The organism is Paludisphaera mucosa, from assembly GCF_029589435.1.
GTDB classification, from domain to species: Bacteria; Planctomycetota; Planctomycetia; order Isosphaerales; family Isosphaeraceae; genus Paludisphaera; species Paludisphaera mucosa.
In genome coordinates this window covers 43,559-58,521 of the sequence record NZ_JARRAG010000001.1, presented here as the reverse complement: position 1 = coordinate 58,521, position 14,963 = coordinate 43,559, and the positions used below count along the sequence as shown (strand labels likewise).

The window sequence follows — 14,963 nt, the reverse complement described above, 5'->3', positions numbered from 1 at the left end:
GCATGCTGGACGATTCCGAACTGGCCCGACGCTCGATCCTCGGCTTCGGCGAGATGATCGCGGCGCTCGGACGCTGGGGCGTGGGGCCTGAGGCCGAGGTGCGCCGGCGCGACGCCCTGGGCGCGCGGATCGACGCCGCGGCCGACAACCCCTGGTTCGACGCGGCGGTCGTGCCGATCGACGAATCGCCCCCGGCCGACGATCCGCGACTCCCGCGCTGCCTCTGGACCGTGGCCGACTCGGCGCCGGGACGGGTGGAAGCGGCCGGGATCGCCACGCCGTGCCTGGGACTCGCACTCGACGATCCGGCGCTGAAACTCGACGGTGGCGCGTCGGACGTGGGGACGCCGTCGCTGGCGGCGCTCGGCGACGTCAACGAGCGAGCGTACGGCCAGTTCGGCGTCTTCGGCCCGCTCGTGAGCGCGATTCGAGACGATCGCGTGCGTACCCACGGCCTGCGCGACGGCGACGCATTCGTCTGCGTAGCGCTGACGATGGCGATCGGCGACGACCTGAGCATCCAGTACGTCGCGACCGAGGCCGGCCACCGCCGCCGCGGCCTGGCGGGCCGGCTGCTGCTGGCGACGCTGGCGTCCGCCCGAGGCGACGGCTTGCGAAGCGCGACCTTGCAGGCCAGCCCGGACGGCCTCTCGGTCTACGAGCGCCTGGGCTTCCGCAGCGTCGCGACGTTGCGGGCCTTCGTGCGTCCGGACGTCGGCGAATAAGCTGCAAGGATTACTTCGTCGTCGCCCCGTCGGTCGCGGCCGAGGCCAGGCGGGCGGACTCGGCGCGGGCGTAGTCGCGCCAGCGGCGGTCGAGGTCGTCGAGGCCGGCGATGCGGTAGGAGCCGCGGAGGGCGGCGTCGGGCCCGCGCTGCTGGGTCTCCTTGATGAACGCGACGAACTGGGCGGGGGTGCCCTGGGCCATCAGGAACTGGGTCAGGGAGACGCTCTGGGCGTAGTACAGGTTCCAGTCCTTCGACTCGGGGTAGTCGATGGTCATCAGCTTGTCGAGCCGGAAGACGCGGTCCTCAGCGAGGGGGGCGTTCAGCTCGACGGCGCGGCCGACCTGCTCGGCGACGGGCTCGGCGAGGACGGCCATGCCCTCGTCGGCCCAGCGGGGGATCTGCTGGTCGGTAAAGACGTCGGCCAGAACGACGTGGGTCACCTCGTGCGGGAGCACGGCGGCGATCAACTGGGGGTGGTCGGCCCGGAGGTTCACGCGGCGGGCGACGACCTGGCCGCCGCCGATCCCCATGGTCGAGAACCCGGGCGAGGTCTCGGGCTGGCCGGTCATGCGGGCGAAGTCGGCCGCCGTGGGATACAGGTAGATGTCGCACCGCGGCGACCAAGCCCCACGCGCCGCCGGGCTCGCCCATCGCTTCCCCTGCGAGGCCCGGACCGATTCGGCCGACTCGGCGGCCTTCGCGGCCAGGGCGGGATCGGTGTGGAAGATCCGGAAGCTCGCCGTCTCGTGCACCTGCCACGCCACCGGCGCGGCGGCGCGGGGGACCGCCGGCGCGGAGGCTTGCGGCTCATCGGCTGGCGCCGGCGCCAGCTCCGGCTCCGGGGCCGCGGTCGGGGCGGCCTCGACCGGGGTGTCGGTGGCGCCGGGGAGTTCGAGCGGCTGGGCCTGGGTCTTCTTGCGGGGCTGGGGGGCGGCGGCGGGCTCGGGCTCGTCGGGCGAGGCGCCGCGGACGGCGAGGCCGGGGCTCTTGGCGATCGGCCGCTTGCCGCTGCGGGCGTCCGCGACCAGGTCCTTGAGGTACTCGCCGAACCAGTTGCCGGGCGTCAGCCGCTGGATGCTCTCGATCTCGCGCTCGATGACGTCCCACTCCGGCTTCGTCTTGGGGCCGGCGTTGATCCGGGCGACCACCGTCGACCATCGGCAGTAGGCCCAGACCTTGTTGCGGACGGCGGGCAGCTGGCCCTTGCGGGCGAGCCCCGCGTAGATCTTACCGGCCTGGTCGTACTGCTTCTTGTTGAAGAGGGCGTCGGCCTGCGCCAGCTCGTCGGGCGCCTGCGGCGCGACGGCGGCGGCCCGGCCCACGCCTTCGTCGTGCGACCTCGGCGGGGGCGCGACCTTCGCGGGGACGTCGACGGGGCCCTGTTCGGGCTCGGGCTCCAGCGTCGGGGCGGATGCGGCCGCGGGATCGCCGGGCGGGGGGAGGTCCGCGGGCCGGGTGACGCCGGCGGGGGCGGGCGCGGGGGCCGGCGCGGCCTCGACGTGCGGGATCACGACCTTCTCGGCCGGCGGCGGCGTCGACTCGGGGACCGGCGGGAGCGACCGGGTCGGCGGCGGAACGACCGGCGGGGCCGGGGCGGGCGCGGGCGTCGCGGCCGGGGCCGGCGCGGGGGCGGCGGCCTCGAGGATGGCCAGGTCGTCCTCGTACGAGGCGGCGACCTGGGGCGTGCCGGCGGCCTTGGCGTCGCGGATCAGGCCTTTGTACGTCTCCTTGAGGAGGTCGACGAGCGCCTTGCGGTCGTCGCCGGCGGGGGCGGGGGCGGCCCCGATGGCTTCTTCCAGGACGCCGGACGCGGCCTTCAGGTCCTTGGCCGCGATCAGCTTGCGGGCCTGGGCGACGGCGTCGGCGGGACCGCCGGCGGCGAGGGCGGCCGGGGCGATCGTCGCGACGAACAGGAGGGTCCGGAGAGCCTGGCGCATGACGTCCATGTCCTGCTGGGAGGTGCGGTCTGTCCGTCGTCGTCCGCCCGCGGATCCTCGCGGCCGGCGACCGGGCGACCCCGCGCGGATCCGGGTCCGGATCGAGAGGCCCGCCGGAGTATGTTCGCAATCCGCCGCGCCGTCAACCGGAACCCGACGCACCCGCCCGGGGCGGCGATTCCGGGGCGGGGAGGGCTTGCGGGACCGTCGCGGAAGTGGCCATGATCAGGTCGAGTCGACTCCTTTCCTACGTGCACTCCGATGCGGATGACGATGATGGGCACCTCGTCGAAAGCGCCCGCGACGCCGCCGACGCGGCGGGCGTCGCCCTGGCGGCGTCGGATCGCCCTGGGTGTCGGCGCGGTCGCCCTGGCCGCGGCGACGGCCGTGGCGGCGATCGCCGTCTTCTCGAAGTCCGCCGACCCCGACCAGCTCTGGCGCGACGCCCAGGTCAGCCTGCGCGAGGATCGGATCGACGACGCGGCCCGGATCCTCGACCGCCTGACCCGGGCCCGGGCCCCCCTGCCCCAGGACTGGATGCTCCAGGGCCAGGTGGCCGTGGCGCAGGGACGGATCGACGACGCCGTCGCCATGCTGGCCAAGGTCCCCGATTCCGACCGCACCGCGGCCAACGCCCGGCTGCTCGCCGGCCAGATCGAGCTTCGCCGCGATCGCGCCCGGTTCGCCGAGGCCGACCTGCAGGAGGCCCTCCGGCTCGACCCCAAGCTGGCCCAGGCGCGTCGCGAACTGATCTACATCTACGGCATGCAGCTCAGGCGTCGCGACCTGTGCGACCAGTTCGCCGCGCTGTCGGAGATCTCGCCCCTCACCTATGAGAACCTCTTCCACTGGTGCCTGGTGCGGAACTGCCTGTGGGAGGCCGGCGAGGTCGCCAAGACGCTGGGCGGCTACCTCGCGGCCGACCCCGACGACCGCGAATCCCGGCTGGCCCTGGCCGACAACGACCGCCGCCTCGGCCTCTACGCCGAGGCCGAGGAGGCCCTGGCCCCCCTGCCGGAGGACGATCCCCGGGCCCTCGCGCACCGGGTCATGATCCTCATGGACCGCCAGGAAGAGGACCGGGCCGAGGAACTCCTGAAGAAGGGCCCCGACGACGATCCCGAGCTGGCCCGGCTGCGGGGCCGCGTCGCGCTCGCCCGCCGCGACGGGCCCGCGGCCCTGCGGTACTACCGGATCGCCTACGACTTCGACCCGGCCAACCGAGACGCCGTCTTCGGCCTGATCAACGCCCTCGAACTATGCGGCCGGCGCGACCAGGCCGCGCCTCTCCGCCGCAAGGCCGAGGCGCTGGAGGCGTTCAACTCGCTCGTCCAGCGCATGGCCACGCCCGCCGGCCGGACCGATCCCGGCATCGTCGGCCAGGCCGTGCAGGTCTGCACCCAGGCCGGCTTCATCCCCGAGGCCCGCGCCTGGCTCAAGTTCGCCATCGGCCGCGACCCCCTCGACGCCGCGGCGCAACAGGCGCTCTTCCATTTCAACGAGAAATATCCGCCCTCGTCCTCCGGCCCGGCGAAATCCGCCGATCGCTAAAATCCCTCGGGACTTCCGGCGACTTCCCCGAGGAACATCGGATACATCCCGGGCTCGGCACGGCCCTTGCATTGGCCAGGCAAAGGGAGGGAGCATGATGAAAACTCAATCAACCGACCGCGCGACACCTGGCCGTTGCGTCCTCATCATCGACGACAACGAGGACCTGGCGCTGTCTCAGGCCAGCCTCTTGCAATACTACGGTTGTCGCGTGGAAGTGGCGCATGACGGCTGGGAAGGGCTGCGCCTGGCGATCCAGAAGCCGCACGACGTCGTGTTCATCGACATCGGGCTGCCCGGGATGTCGGGCTACGAGGTCGTCCGCGCCATCCGCTCGGCGTTGTCCGATCCGCCGATCCTGCTGGCTCAGACAGCGTACGGCCAGCCCGAAGACATGCGGAAGTCGCGCGAGGCGGGCTTCGACGCCCACCTCGTCAAGCCCGTCGACCCCAGCGAGATCGTCCGACACGTCCTCGACGGTCGCGAGGCCCTTCGCCGGTCGGGCTCGGGCTCGGGCGACGAGTCGCCGCCGACGCCGTTGCCGCCCCGGATCTTTCGTCCTGGATCGAGCCCCGGGTCGGCCCCCGCCGACGCGAGGTCCTTCCGCTAACTCCTGACCAGCTGCGGGTTTCCAGGCCGGGTCGCCGCGATGGACGACCCGACCTCGAGCCTCGAGCTAGCGACGGGACAGGTACGGGTTCCCCGCGATCGTGAACCGCAAGGGTTCCAGCGCCCACTCCTTGGCGTAATCGACCCCGATCCTGGGGCTGGTCGCGATCGTGAACGGCTCCGGCCGCCCCTTCGGCCGCATGACCGTCAACTCCCCCCCGGAGAGGTCGTGGCCGTAGAGCCGCAGATCGATCTTCAAGGCCCGGCAGAGCTTGCCCGGACCGTTGGTCGCCTCGTCGATCCCCGAGATCGGCTCCAGGGCTCGGACCAGGACGGCCGACGCATGTCCGCCCGGTCCGGTGACCATGTTCAGGCAGTGATACATCCCGTAGATTAAATAAACGTAGGCGTACCCCGGCGGGCCGTACATCACGCTCGTCCGCTTGGTGAGGCCCTTCGTGGAATGCGCCGCGAGGTCGGGCGGGCCGAGGTAGGCTTCCGTCTCCACGATCCGGCCGATCCGAGCCACTCCGTCGATCGTGCGTACGAGGTGCATCCCCAGCAGTTCCGGGGCGACCTCCTTCGCGTTGCGGTCGTAGAAGCTCTTGGGCAGGATGTCCATTCGATCAGCCTACCCGCGTTCCGATGCGCAAGGCAACGTCGACTTGCGATCCCCGTCGGTCGTTGCCGGAGGCTCGTTAAGCCCGTACCCTGGACCCGCGATCCCTGCGTGCGGGGATGGGGCGATGGGTTCGGAACGAGGAGGGGCGATGATGCCGGGATCGACGGTCGCGACGGGTGCGGCGTTCTGGGTGCTGACGGCCCTCTCGCTCTCAGTGGGCTGGGGGATACGCGGAAACTTCGGCCACGAGTACGGGGCGATGATCCCGGGGGCCCTGGCGGCGATGGCGGCGGTGCTCCTCTCGGGCCGCCGCGACTGGTATGGGCGGCTGCCGTTCTTCGCCCTCTTCGGGGCGCTGGGATGGTCGTTCGGGGGCAGCATCTCGTACATGCAGGTGATCGGCTACACCCATTCGGGGCATTCGGAGTCCGTTTTATATGGATTCGCCAGCCTGTTCGTGATCGGCTTCCTCTGGGCCGCGCCCGGCGGGGCCGGCACGGCGCTCCCCGCGGAGGCCGACCGCGACCGCCTGGTCGAACTGTTCCCACCGATCCTGGCCGTCTTCGCGGCCTGGCAGGTCCAGGGCCGGCTCGTCCAACCCTGGTTGCATCAAAGCGGTTACAGCCTCAACTGGTACGACTCCGACTGGCTGGGGGTCTCCTTCGCGATGGCGGCGGTCCTGATCTACGCGGGGGTCCGGCGGCGGGTCGATCGCGCGACGTCGCTGATCCTGCACATGACCATCGGGTGGTGGATCGGGTTCCTGACGCTCGTGCCGATCCTGGGATTGAGGATGACCCCGCCCCGGGGCGACAACTGGGCCGGGATGGTGGGCCTGGTCGCGGGGATGCTCGCCTACTGCCTGCGCAACGGTTTGCCCCAGGTCGCGCGAGCCGCGGTCGTCACGGGGGTCGTGGGGGGGATCAGCTTCGCCGGGGCGTCGATGATCAAGCTCGTCGCCGTGACCAGCGGCTACGAGACGAACTGGCACAGCGTCCTGGAGCAGACGACGGGCCTGATCAACGGCCTGGGCCTGGCGCTGGCCGTCGCGGGGCTCGCCGCGCGGGCCGGGACGATCGATGACGGGATCATTCCATCCTCGCGACGATGGCCGGAGCGCCTGGCGGTGGCGTTCACCCTGCTGGCGATCCCCTTGGTGAACTTCCGCAAGAGCGTCGGCCACTGGGTCGACGTCCAGGCCGTGCCGGCGGCGATGTACGGGGTCGCCGCCGAGACCTGGTTCGACCTGGGCTTCGCGATCGCGGCGGCGGCCCTGTTCGTGCTGATGATCCGCCACGACCGCCGGCCGATCGCCGTCGTCCCCGAGTCGGCGATCGGCCGGGGCCAGGGTCTGTACCTGATCCTGCTGGCGATCGTCGTCGTCGGCAACTTCGAAAAGGCCCTGGTCAAATTCGCCGATCAACGCCTGATCACAGAGGGCGTCGTCTATGCGAACGCGGTGATCTGCACGCTGATCCTGCTGCTGGCGTCGCCGCCGCGCGGCGAGGCCGAGGCGGCGCCGGCCGCGATCGCGGGCGCCCGGCGCGTGCGATGGGGGCGGCTGGTTGCGGCGGGGGTCGTGGCGTCGTCGCTCGCGGTGCTGGCCGATTGGGCCGTGGTTCGCGCCATCTACGGCGACCGCTTCGCCGGACACGCCAGCCTGCACATCCGGTTCGGCCCGAACGCGACCATCAACGGGCCGAATCGGCCCTGAGCGGAGCCGACGGGTCAGTCGAGCATCGGTTCGTCCAGGAACGCGACCGCCTCGGCGATCGCGCGGTCGCGGTCGCGGTCGTGGAGCGCCAGGTGGTCGCTGCGATCCAGCATGACCAGCCGCTTGACTCGCGAGCCCAGGCGGTCGCGGAGCCAGGCGGCGCGTGCGGGCTCGACGACCGTGTCGAGGGCCCCCTGGATGATCAAGACCGGCGCGGCGATCGCCGGCAGCGTCGGCGCGACGGCCTCGATCAGCTCCAGGGCCGAGAGGGCCGCGGGGAGGCTGAACGTGCGGTAGCGGTCGAGCGCGGCGAGCCGACCCCGCGCCTCGGGGTCGCGCACGGCCGGGGCGCGGCGGCGGAGATCCGGGACGAGGGGGGCGACCGCCCGGAGGACGTGCGAGGCCCGGAACGGGAGCCAGGCCGTATAGCGGATCGCCAGGAACGGGGCGATCAGGACCAGGCGGGCGACGGGCCGCCGGCTCGCCAGGTGCAGCGCGATCAACGCGCCCGTCGAGAAGCCGACGACGCTCACCGGGCCCGGTTCCTGGGCCAGCTCGTCGTACCAGCCCTCCGCCGCCCCGGTCCAGTCGGCCCAGGTCGACGCGGGCATGACGGGACCGGGACCGTCGTGGCCGGGGAGGGTCGGCGCGGCGACGCGTCGGCCCTTCGCGCGCAGGGCGTCGGCCAAGGGTTGCAGCTCGTAGGGGCCGCCTCCCAGGCCGTGGACGGCGAGGCAGGCGGGGCTCCCGGGGACGTCCATCGTCATCCTCCTTGATCGATCGCGGCGCGTCCCACTCTACCGCACTTCGGCGCGGACGTCCGCGGGGGACCGGTGCGGGCGCGGGGTCAAGAAGCGCGGGCGGGGCGGAGGCCCGACGAGACCCAGCTCGCGGCGGGCCTCGGGGAGGGCGCGTTCGAGGGCCGAGGCCAGCTCGGCGGCCGAGCGGAACCGCGCGTCGGGGTCGCGGGCGGTGGCCTTGAGGATGACGGCCTCGAAGCAGTCGGGGAGGGACGGGTCCACCGCGCGAGGCCGACGCGGCCGGGCCCTGGCGAGCAGGGAGGCGAGCGCCGGGGGGGGGACGTCGCGGATCGTCTCGAACAGGCGGCCGAGGGTCAGGGTCTCGAACAGGGTCACGCCCATCGAGTAGACGTCGGACAGGACCTCGTCGGCCGGGGCCTTCAGCAGGCGTTCCGGGGACATGTACATGGGCGTCCCGGCGCCGTCGCGCATCTGCTCGCTCGTCGCCAGGTCGAGGTCGCGGCCGAGGCCCAGGTCGCAGAGGTAGACGCCGAACGGCCGACGACGCTCCAGCAGGATGTTGGCCGGCTTGACGTCGCGATGCGCGACGCGGTGGACGTGGACGTGGTCGAGGGCCCGCGCGGCCCGCGCCAGGGCTCGGGCGGCCTCCACGTAATAGGGCGCGTCGGCCATCGCGACGAGGGGATGGACGGGGAGCGCGGGCTCGCCCATGCGACGGACGCGGCGCTCGTGGATCACGTCGTGGAGAGTCGCGGCCTCGACGTAGGGCATGGCCATGTAGAAGCAGCCGTCGGCCTCGCCGGCGTCGACGACCTGGAGCAGCGACGGCCCGGCGAGCCGCGCCCCGCGCTCGGCCTCGCGGCGGAACTGGGCCAGCCGGCGGGGGTGGATCGAGAGCCCCTGGTTGAGGATCTTCAGGGCGACGACGTGGCTGCGGGCGTCGCCGCGCACGGCCTTCCAGACCTCGCCCTGGGCCCCGCGACCGAGCCGCGCGAGCAGCCGATACGGGCCGACCCGCTGGAACGGCCGGAGCCGCGAATCCCGCGGCGCGGCCGGCGGGGCGGACGTCGCGATGATCCCCGAATCCAGGCTCATGCCGCAGGAATCGCCCGCGGCCCCCGAGATCAACAGGTGGGTCAGGGCGGACGGCGTCGCCGCGTGCGAGGCGTCGACCGGCCGGAGTCGGGGACCGCGCGCGGCTCCGCGCGGGGATGGGTCGTTCACGGCGATCATGGTCGTCGTTTCGCCTCCTGGATGGTGTGCCGGCCCGGGCCGCTTCGCGCCGGCCTCCTGATTCAACGCTAGGCCCCATTCACGGGCCGAGCACGATGAAGCGATGGATGTTGCCGGAAGTCGACGCGGCCCGCCCGACAAGCCGATGGCGTCGGCCCTCGCGGCCCCGTAGGATGATTCGCCTGTCGCGGGGCGGAGGGTCGTCGCGTCGCCAGGTCGGATCGGAGCCGGGATCGATGAGCGAGCATGCGCCCGAGGAACACGACCTCTACGCCACGCCGGCCGACGCCGTCGAGGAGCCGCCGCGGACGCTGAGGAAGGCGCTGGGGCGGATCGGCCCCGGCCTGATCCTGGCCGCGGCGATCGTCGGCACGGGCGAGCTGATCAACACGACGGGCCTGGGAGCCAAGGCGGGGTTCACGCTGCTCTGGCTGATCCTGGCGAGCTGCGTCGTCAAGGTGTTCGTCCAGGTCGAGCTGGGCCGCTACGCGATCGTCCACGGCAAGACGACGCTCGCGGCCTTCGACACCCTGCCCGGCCCCCGCGCGGGGGCCTCGTGGATCTGCTGGCTCTGGCTGTTCATGATGCTGGCGACGCAGGCGCAGATCGCCGCGATGGAGGGGACCGTCGGCCAGGCGGCGCACATGGCCTTCCCGGGGGCGTCCGACGCCATGGCCTCGGCGGTCGGCTCGGTGTCGCCGTCGTGGGGGGCGTTCCTCAAGACCCGCGAGGAGTACATCTGGGCCGCGCTGACGACGCTGGCGGCGTCGGCCCTGCTGCTCTCGGGCGGCTACCGCCGGATCGAGCGGATCACCACGATCCTGGTCGCCGCGGTGACGCTCTACACGGTCGCCAGCGTGGCGGTCCTGCAATGGACGCGGTTCCGCATCGGCTTCCCGGACGTCGCCTCGGGCTTCACGCTGGCGCTGCCCGCGACGGCCGTGGGGCTGGCGTTCTCGGCGTTCGGGATCACCGGCGTGGGCGCGGCCGAACTCGTGGCCTATCCTTACTGGTGCATCGAGAAGGGCTACGCCCGGTTCGTCGGCCCCCGCCCGCGCGGCGACGACTCGGGCTGGGTCGATCGCGCCCGGGGCTGGACGCGGGTCATGCAGCTCGACGCCTGGGTCAGCATGCTCGTCTTCACGATCGCCACGGTCGCCTTCTACCTGCTGGGCGCGGCGGTCCTCCACCCCCAGGGGCTCGACCCCAAGGGGCCCGAGATGATCCCCACGCTCGCCCGGATGTACCTGGGGCCGCTCGAGGGGACGCCGCTGGAGCCGCTGCGGGGCGGCGTCCGCATCGCCTTCCTGCTCGGCGCATGGGCCGTCCTGTTCAAGACGCTCTACGTCGCGACCGCCGCCAACGCCCGGCTGACGGTCGACTTCCTGAACCTGACCGGCCTCTGGCGGCCGGCGGGCGACGCGGGCCGCGAACGCGCGATCAAGGTCTTCTGCGTGGTCTACCCGGCGCTGGCGCTGGCCCTCTATTACGCGGTCCGCGAGCCGCTGGGGCTCGTCAAGGCGGGCGGCGTGGCGCAGGGGATGATGCTCCCCCTGATCGCCGGCGCGACGATCTACCTCCGCCGCCGCGACGACGACCCGCGCGTCGGCCCGTCGCGGCTGAGCGACGCCTGCACCTGGATCGCCTTCGTCGCCATCACGATCGTCGCCGGCTACAGCGCCTTCGACCTGGCGCGGAGCCTGCTCGCCTCGTGAGGTCCGCCGGTTTCAGGGGAACGGCGCGTCGAAGTCGTCGAGCGCCGACTTCTTCTTCGGGGCCCAGCCGAAGAGTTCCAGCTTCTCCTCGCGGGTGAGGCGGCGCCAGTTCCTGGTGTCGTGCAGCGCCTGATCCCACGGCACGCCCCGCAGCTCGCGATAGCGGCGGGGCACCGCCGACGAGCCGGCGCGCGACAGGGCGTCGACGTCCGCGATCGCCGCCCCGATCTCGCGCGCCAGGTCCGTGTCCGGCAGGTCGCGGAACGGCCCCCGTTCGATCTCGTCGAGGTGCTGCCTGGCGATCTCCTCGCCGCGACGATGGATGAAGCCCCGAAGCGCGTCCGGTTCGACGGACGACCAGACGAGGCCGCATGTGAAACAGGCGGAGAACGCCGGGAGGCCGAAGCCGGCGCCCGGCGGGCGACAGTGGCGCGGCCGGACGCTGGCCGGATATCCCGGGGGGATCCCCTCACCCGTCCAGACGTCGACCGTCAAGACGGACGTCCCGCGGCAACGAGGACAGCAGGCGGTCTCCATCGCTCCTCCGGTCGTCGCCGAACGATCACTTCCCCCTGGCCGCATCCAGGAAGACCACGTGCGAGGGGTTGCCCACCGGGACGTAGTGCCCCGTGAACGCGAGGCCTCCCGTCTCGCTGTTCGCCCGGAAGACGGCGATATTATCGCCGCGCTGGTTGCAGCAGTAGAGGAACCGGCCCGTAGGGTCGAAGCTGAAGCTGCGGGGGTAGTCGCCGTGGGTCCACTCCTCGCCCACGTACGATAGCGAGCCGTCCGGGCCGACGGCGAAGATGCCGATGCTGTCGTGCAGGCGGTTGCCCGCGTAGACGAACCGGCCGTCCGCCGAGACCAGGACCTCGGAGGTGAAGTTGCTGCCGGCGAACCCGGGGGGGAGCGTCGAGATCGTCTGCCGCTCGGTCAGGCGTCCCGTCGCCGCGTCGTAGTCGAACAGGACGAGGGTCGAACCCTCCTCCTGGATCGAGTAGAACCAGCGGCCGTTGGGGTGGAAGTGGAAATGCCGTGGCCCGTCCCCGGGCGGCAGCGCGACCGCGTGGGGCTCGTTCGGGGTCAGCGCCCCCGTCTTGTCGTCGAACTTCCAGACGAAGATCCGGTCCAGCCCCAGGTCGACGTGGAGCACGAACCGCCCCGCGGGGTCGGCCTGGATCATGTGCGCGTGGGTCCGGTCGTGCCCGCTGAAGGCGAAGCTGCCCGGCGCGGCGTGCGGCGCGCGCCGGGGGCCGATCGCGCCGGCGTCGGTTTTGACGTCCACCGCGTCGCCCAGGCGGCCGTCGGCCAGGATCGGCAGCACCGCCACCGAGCCGCCGAAGTAGTTCGCCACCAGCAGGAACCGGCCCGACGGATGGAGGCTCACGTAGGTCGGCCCCGCGCCGCCGGAGCGGACGGAGTTCAGCGGCCTCAGCGAGCCGTCCGCCCGATCGACGGCGAAGGCGCCGACGGTCCCCTGCTTGTCGTCGCCCTGCCGGTCGGTCTCGTTGGCCGAGTACAGCCGATCGCCGGCGGCGTTCAGGGCCAGGCAGCTCGGGCTCGCACCCAGCTCGTGGACGCCGACGGCCGTCAACGCGCCGGTGCCGCGGTCCGCCCGGAAGATATGGATGCCCCGGCCGTTGCCCGGCGGCAGGTCCACCTGGGTCGGCAGCATGTCCTTGAGCGGCGAGCTGAAGGTCCCGACGTAGGCGAACAGCGGGGCCTCGCCCTGCCCCGCCCGCAGCGTGCCGGCCAGCCGCGGGGCCGCCCCCGCCAGCGCCGCGGAGACCTTCAGGAACGAGCGACGGGAAGGATCGGATGATGTCATGGGGTTGATGTAACCTTTGGCGATGCGGACCGTGATGAGTGCAGCGGCTCGACCGGATCGTCGTCCTCGGAGCTGTGCGGCGTTCGCCATGAGATTCTCACGGCGGGCCGCACGCGACGCAAGCCGAGCGGGCGATTCGACGGCCGGCCCGGACCGTCGTCCGTGCGATCCGGGAACGAGTCGCGGCGCCGTCGAGTTTTCCCGGCGGCCGGCTATTTCCTTGAGCGCGCCCGGGCCGTCGAATCTAATGGACGCGGGGGGACCTCCGACGTCGCCGCGCCTCGAGCCCGCACTCCTCCATAAAATTCGCGAGCGGTCATATCATGAAATTCCTATCCGGACTGGCCCTGGGATTGATGACGACCGGCGCGGCGCTCGCCGAGGATCCGGCCGCCTTTCCCGGCGGATGCTGGCCCGAAGCCAAGGTCGTCGAGATTTTGGCGAAGACCCAGGAGATCCGGCTGGCCCCCGACCTCTCCGGGCTCGACGACGGCGAGAAGGCGGCCGTCGGCTCCCTGCTCAAGGCCGGCGCGATCTTCCAGGGGCTCTACGAGGAGGCTCGCCACCACCAGGCGTTGAAGGCCGGACGGGATCTGATCGCGCTGGACCGCCGCCTGGGCGGGCCGAAGCGGACGAAGGACCTCCTCGACCTCTACCGGCTCTTCCAGGGCCCGATCGCCACCACGCTCGCCAACGCCCGCGAGCCGTTCCTGCCCGTCGACCCGCAGGTCCCCGGGCGGAACGTCTACCCGATCGACGCGACCGGCGACGAGGTGAACGCCTTCATCGCCGCCCATCCCGAACGCCGAAGCACGATCCTCGCCGAGCGCAGCGTCGTAAGACGGGCGACGCGCGAGAGCCTCGATCGCGACCTCAAGGCGCTCGAGGACGGCGCCCTCGGCGTCTTGCATCGGGGCCTCAAGGCCGAGCTGCAGGCGCTCTCCCGGAGCCCCGACCCCAAGGCGTTCTACGCCGTGCCTTACGCGGTGGCCTACGGGGCCGACCTACGGCTGGCCTACGAGCATATGGTCGACGCCGCCGCCAGCATCGAGCCGACCGACGAGGATCTGGCCGCCTACCTCCGCAACCGCGCCCGCGACCTCCTGTCGAACGATTACGAGAGCGGCGACGCGTCGTGGGTCGCCGGCCGCTTCAAGAAGCTCAACGCGCAGATCGGCGCCTACGAGACCTACGACGACGCCCTCTTCGGGGTGAAGGCGTTCTCCAGCTTCAGCCTTCTCCTGAACGATCGCGCGGCGACCGACGAGCTGCGCAAGAAGCTGGGCGGGCTCCAGCAGGTGGAGGACGCGCTCCCCTACGACCATCACAAACGCGTCCGGGAAGACATCTCCGTGGGGATCTACGACGTCGTCGCCGACTTCGGCCAGGCCCGCGGCACGAACACGGCGACGATCCTGCCGAACGACGCGGCCTTCTCTCGCAAGTACGGCCGCACCATCCTGCTGCGTCGCAACGTGATGGAGCACCCCGAAATCTTCGCGGCCGACCTGCGGATCTGGAGGGCGGCCACGAACGACGCGTTCGCCGACGACCTCGCCCCGGCGGGGAACTTCCAGCGGACGCTCTGGCACGAGGTCGGCCACTACCTGGGCGTAGATCGTGACAAGCAGGGACGCACGCTCGACGCGGCCCTCCAGGACCAGGCCGACGCGCTCGAGGAGATGAAGGCCGACCTCGTCTCCCTGTTCACCCTGCACCGCATGGCGAAGGACGGCGCGATCGACGCGACCCTCCTCCGCGCCGTCCAGGCCGGCGGCGTCCGTCGCACGCTCCAGAACGTCAAACCTCGCAAGGACCAGCCCTACCAGACGATGCAGCTCGCCCAGTTCAATTACTTCCTGGAGAAGGGCCTGATCGCCGCCGACCCGACGACCGCGCGGCTGAGCATCGACTACGCCCGGTACGCGGAAGTCGTCACCGACCTCCTCCGCGAAGTGCTCGCGGCGCAGTACGAGGGCGACCGGGCCGCCGCCGAGGCCTTCTTCACCCGATGGGGGGCCTGGACCCCCGAACTCCACGAGAAGCTCGCGGCCCGGATCCGCGACGCCCAGGGCGCCCGCTTCCGGATCGTCCGTTACGCGGCCCTGGGCGAGTGAGGCCGACGCTCCCAGGGGCCTCCCGACGCCCGGGCCTGCGCGGCGAGCGCGCGCGCGGCGCTCTCAAACCGGCCTCTCGCTGGTAGAATGGCGAACTTACAGCGGCGGTCCTGCGAGGGAGACGGGCGTCGCGACCGGACCGCGTCCTC

The 14,963-nt window shown here is 72.1% G+C and carries 12 protein-coding genes; 6 read left to right on the top strand and 6 right to left on the bottom strand.

Annotated elements, in window-relative coordinates; all coding sequences use genetic code 11:
* Positions 1–2 precede the first annotated feature (2 nt).
* Positions 3–725, top strand: a complete 723-nt coding sequence (locus PZE19_RS00235; RefSeq protein ID WP_277858571.1) for a GNAT family N-acetyltransferase — start codon at positions 3–5, stop codon at positions 723–725.
* 10 nt (positions 726–735) lie between these two features.
* On the opposite strand, the gene PZE19_RS00230 is transcribed toward PZE19_RS00235, so the two are convergent.
* Positions 736–2,664, bottom strand: a complete 1,929-nt coding sequence (locus PZE19_RS00230; RefSeq protein WP_277858570.1) for a gluzincin family metallopeptidase — start codon at positions 2,662–2,664, stop codon at positions 736–738.
* 276 nt (positions 2,665–2,940) lie between these two features.
* Here PZE19_RS00230 and PZE19_RS00225 point away from each other — a divergent pair, with 276 nt between their 5' ends.
* Complete coding sequence (locus PZE19_RS00225) at positions 2,941–4,215, top strand: tetratricopeptide repeat protein (RefSeq protein WP_277858569.1); 1,275 nt, start codon at positions 2,941–2,943, stop codon at positions 4,213–4,215.
* Positions 4,216–4,312: 97 nt separating this feature from the next.
* Entirely contained in the window at positions 4,313–4,825 is a 513-nt protein-coding gene (locus tag PZE19_RS00220; RefSeq protein WP_277858568.1) for a response regulator, read from the top strand.
* 66 nt (positions 4,826–4,891) lie between these two features.
* Here PZE19_RS00220 and PZE19_RS00215 read toward each other — a convergent pair whose 3' ends face one another.
* Complete coding sequence (locus tag PZE19_RS00215) at positions 4,892–5,446, bottom strand: DNA-3-methyladenine glycosylase (protein WP_277858567.1); 555 nt, start codon at positions 5,444–5,446, stop codon at positions 4,892–4,894.
* Positions 5,447–5,594: 148 nt separating this feature from the next.
* On the opposite strand from PZE19_RS00215, the gene PZE19_RS00210 reads away from it, so the two are divergent.
* Entirely contained in the window at positions 5,595–7,160 is a 1,566-nt protein-coding gene (locus tag PZE19_RS00210; protein ID WP_277858566.1) for a hypothetical protein, read from the top strand.
* Between the two features lie 14 nt (positions 7,161–7,174).
* On the opposite strand, the gene PZE19_RS00205 is transcribed toward PZE19_RS00210, so the two are convergent.
* Together PZE19_RS00205 and PZE19_RS00200 are read right to left on the bottom strand one after the other, a co-directional pair.
* Positions 7,175–7,921: an alpha/beta hydrolase gene (locus tag PZE19_RS00205; protein ID WP_277858565.1), complete on the bottom strand. Its 747-nt coding sequence runs from the start codon at positions 7,919–7,921 to the stop codon at positions 7,175–7,177.
* Between the two features lie 36 nt (positions 7,922–7,957).
* On the bottom strand, positions 7,958–9,154 hold the full coding sequence (locus PZE19_RS00200) for a serine/threonine-protein kinase (RefSeq protein ID WP_277858564.1): 1,197 nt from the start codon (positions 9,152–9,154) through the stop codon (positions 7,958–7,960).
* Between the two features lie 236 nt (positions 9,155–9,390).
* Here PZE19_RS00200 and PZE19_RS00195 point away from each other — a divergent pair, with 236 nt between their 5' ends.
* Complete coding sequence (locus PZE19_RS00195; RefSeq protein WP_277858563.1) at positions 9,391–10,869, top strand: Nramp family divalent metal transporter; 1,479 nt, start codon at positions 9,391–9,393, stop codon at positions 10,867–10,869.
* Between the two features lie 12 nt (positions 10,870–10,881).
* Here the strand turns inward: PZE19_RS00195 and PZE19_RS00190 are convergent, their stop codons facing one another.
* Positions 10,882–11,364: a hypothetical protein gene (locus tag PZE19_RS00190; RefSeq protein WP_277858562.1), complete on the bottom strand. Its 483-nt coding sequence runs from the start codon at positions 11,362–11,364 to the stop codon at positions 10,882–10,884.
* Between the two features lie 67 nt (positions 11,365–11,431).
* Positions 11,432–12,697, bottom strand: coding sequence for a lactonase family protein (locus tag PZE19_RS00185; RefSeq protein WP_277858561.1), 1,266 nt, complete (start codon positions 12,695–12,697; stop codon positions 11,432–11,434).
* Positions 12,698–13,020: 323 nt separating this feature from the next.
* Between PZE19_RS00185 and PZE19_RS00180 the strand changes: the two genes are divergently transcribed.
* Positions 13,021–14,814: a hypothetical protein gene (locus PZE19_RS00180; RefSeq protein ID WP_277858560.1), complete on the top strand. Its 1,794-nt coding sequence runs from the start codon at positions 13,021–13,023 to the stop codon at positions 14,812–14,814.
* Positions 14,815–14,963 lie beyond the last annotated feature (149 nt).

Bases quoted from the DNA above. Each gene is read 5' to 3' on its own strand.
- PZE19_RS00235 (WP_277858571.1), top strand. From the start codon at position 3: ATGCTGGACGATTCCGAACTGGCCCGACGCTCGATCCTCGGCTTCGGC.
- PZE19_RS00230 (WP_277858570.1), bottom strand. From the start codon at position 2,664: ATGCGCCAGGCTCTCCGGACCCTCCTGTTCGTCGCGACGATCGCCCCG.
- PZE19_RS00225 (WP_277858569.1), top strand. From the start codon at position 2,941: ATGGGCACCTCGTCGAAAGCGCCCGCGACGCCGCCGACGCGGCGGGCG.
- PZE19_RS00220 (WP_277858568.1), top strand. From the start codon at position 4,313: ATGAAAACTCAATCAACCGACCGCGCGACACCTGGCCGTTGCGTCCTC.
- PZE19_RS00215 (WP_277858567.1), bottom strand. From the start codon at position 5,446: ATGGACATCCTGCCCAAGAGCTTCTACGACCGCAACGCGAAGGAGGTC.
- PZE19_RS00210 (WP_277858566.1), top strand. From the start codon at position 5,595: ATGATGCCGGGATCGACGGTCGCGACGGGTGCGGCGTTCTGGGTGCTG.
- PZE19_RS00205 (WP_277858565.1), bottom strand. From the start codon at position 7,921: ATGGACGTCCCCGGGAGCCCCGCCTGCCTCGCCGTCCACGGCCTGGGA.
- PZE19_RS00200 (WP_277858564.1), bottom strand. From the start codon at position 9,154: ATGATCGCCGTGAACGACCCATCCCCGCGCGGAGCCGCGCGCGGTCCC.
- PZE19_RS00195 (WP_277858563.1), top strand. From the start codon at position 9,391: ATGAGCGAGCATGCGCCCGAGGAACACGACCTCTACGCCACGCCGGCC.
- PZE19_RS00185 (WP_277858561.1), bottom strand. From the start codon at position 12,697: ATGACATCATCCGATCCTTCCCGTCGCTCGTTCCTGAAGGTCTCCGCG.
- PZE19_RS00180 (WP_277858560.1), top strand. From the start codon at position 13,021: ATGAAATTCCTATCCGGACTGGCCCTGGGATTGATGACGACCGGCGCG.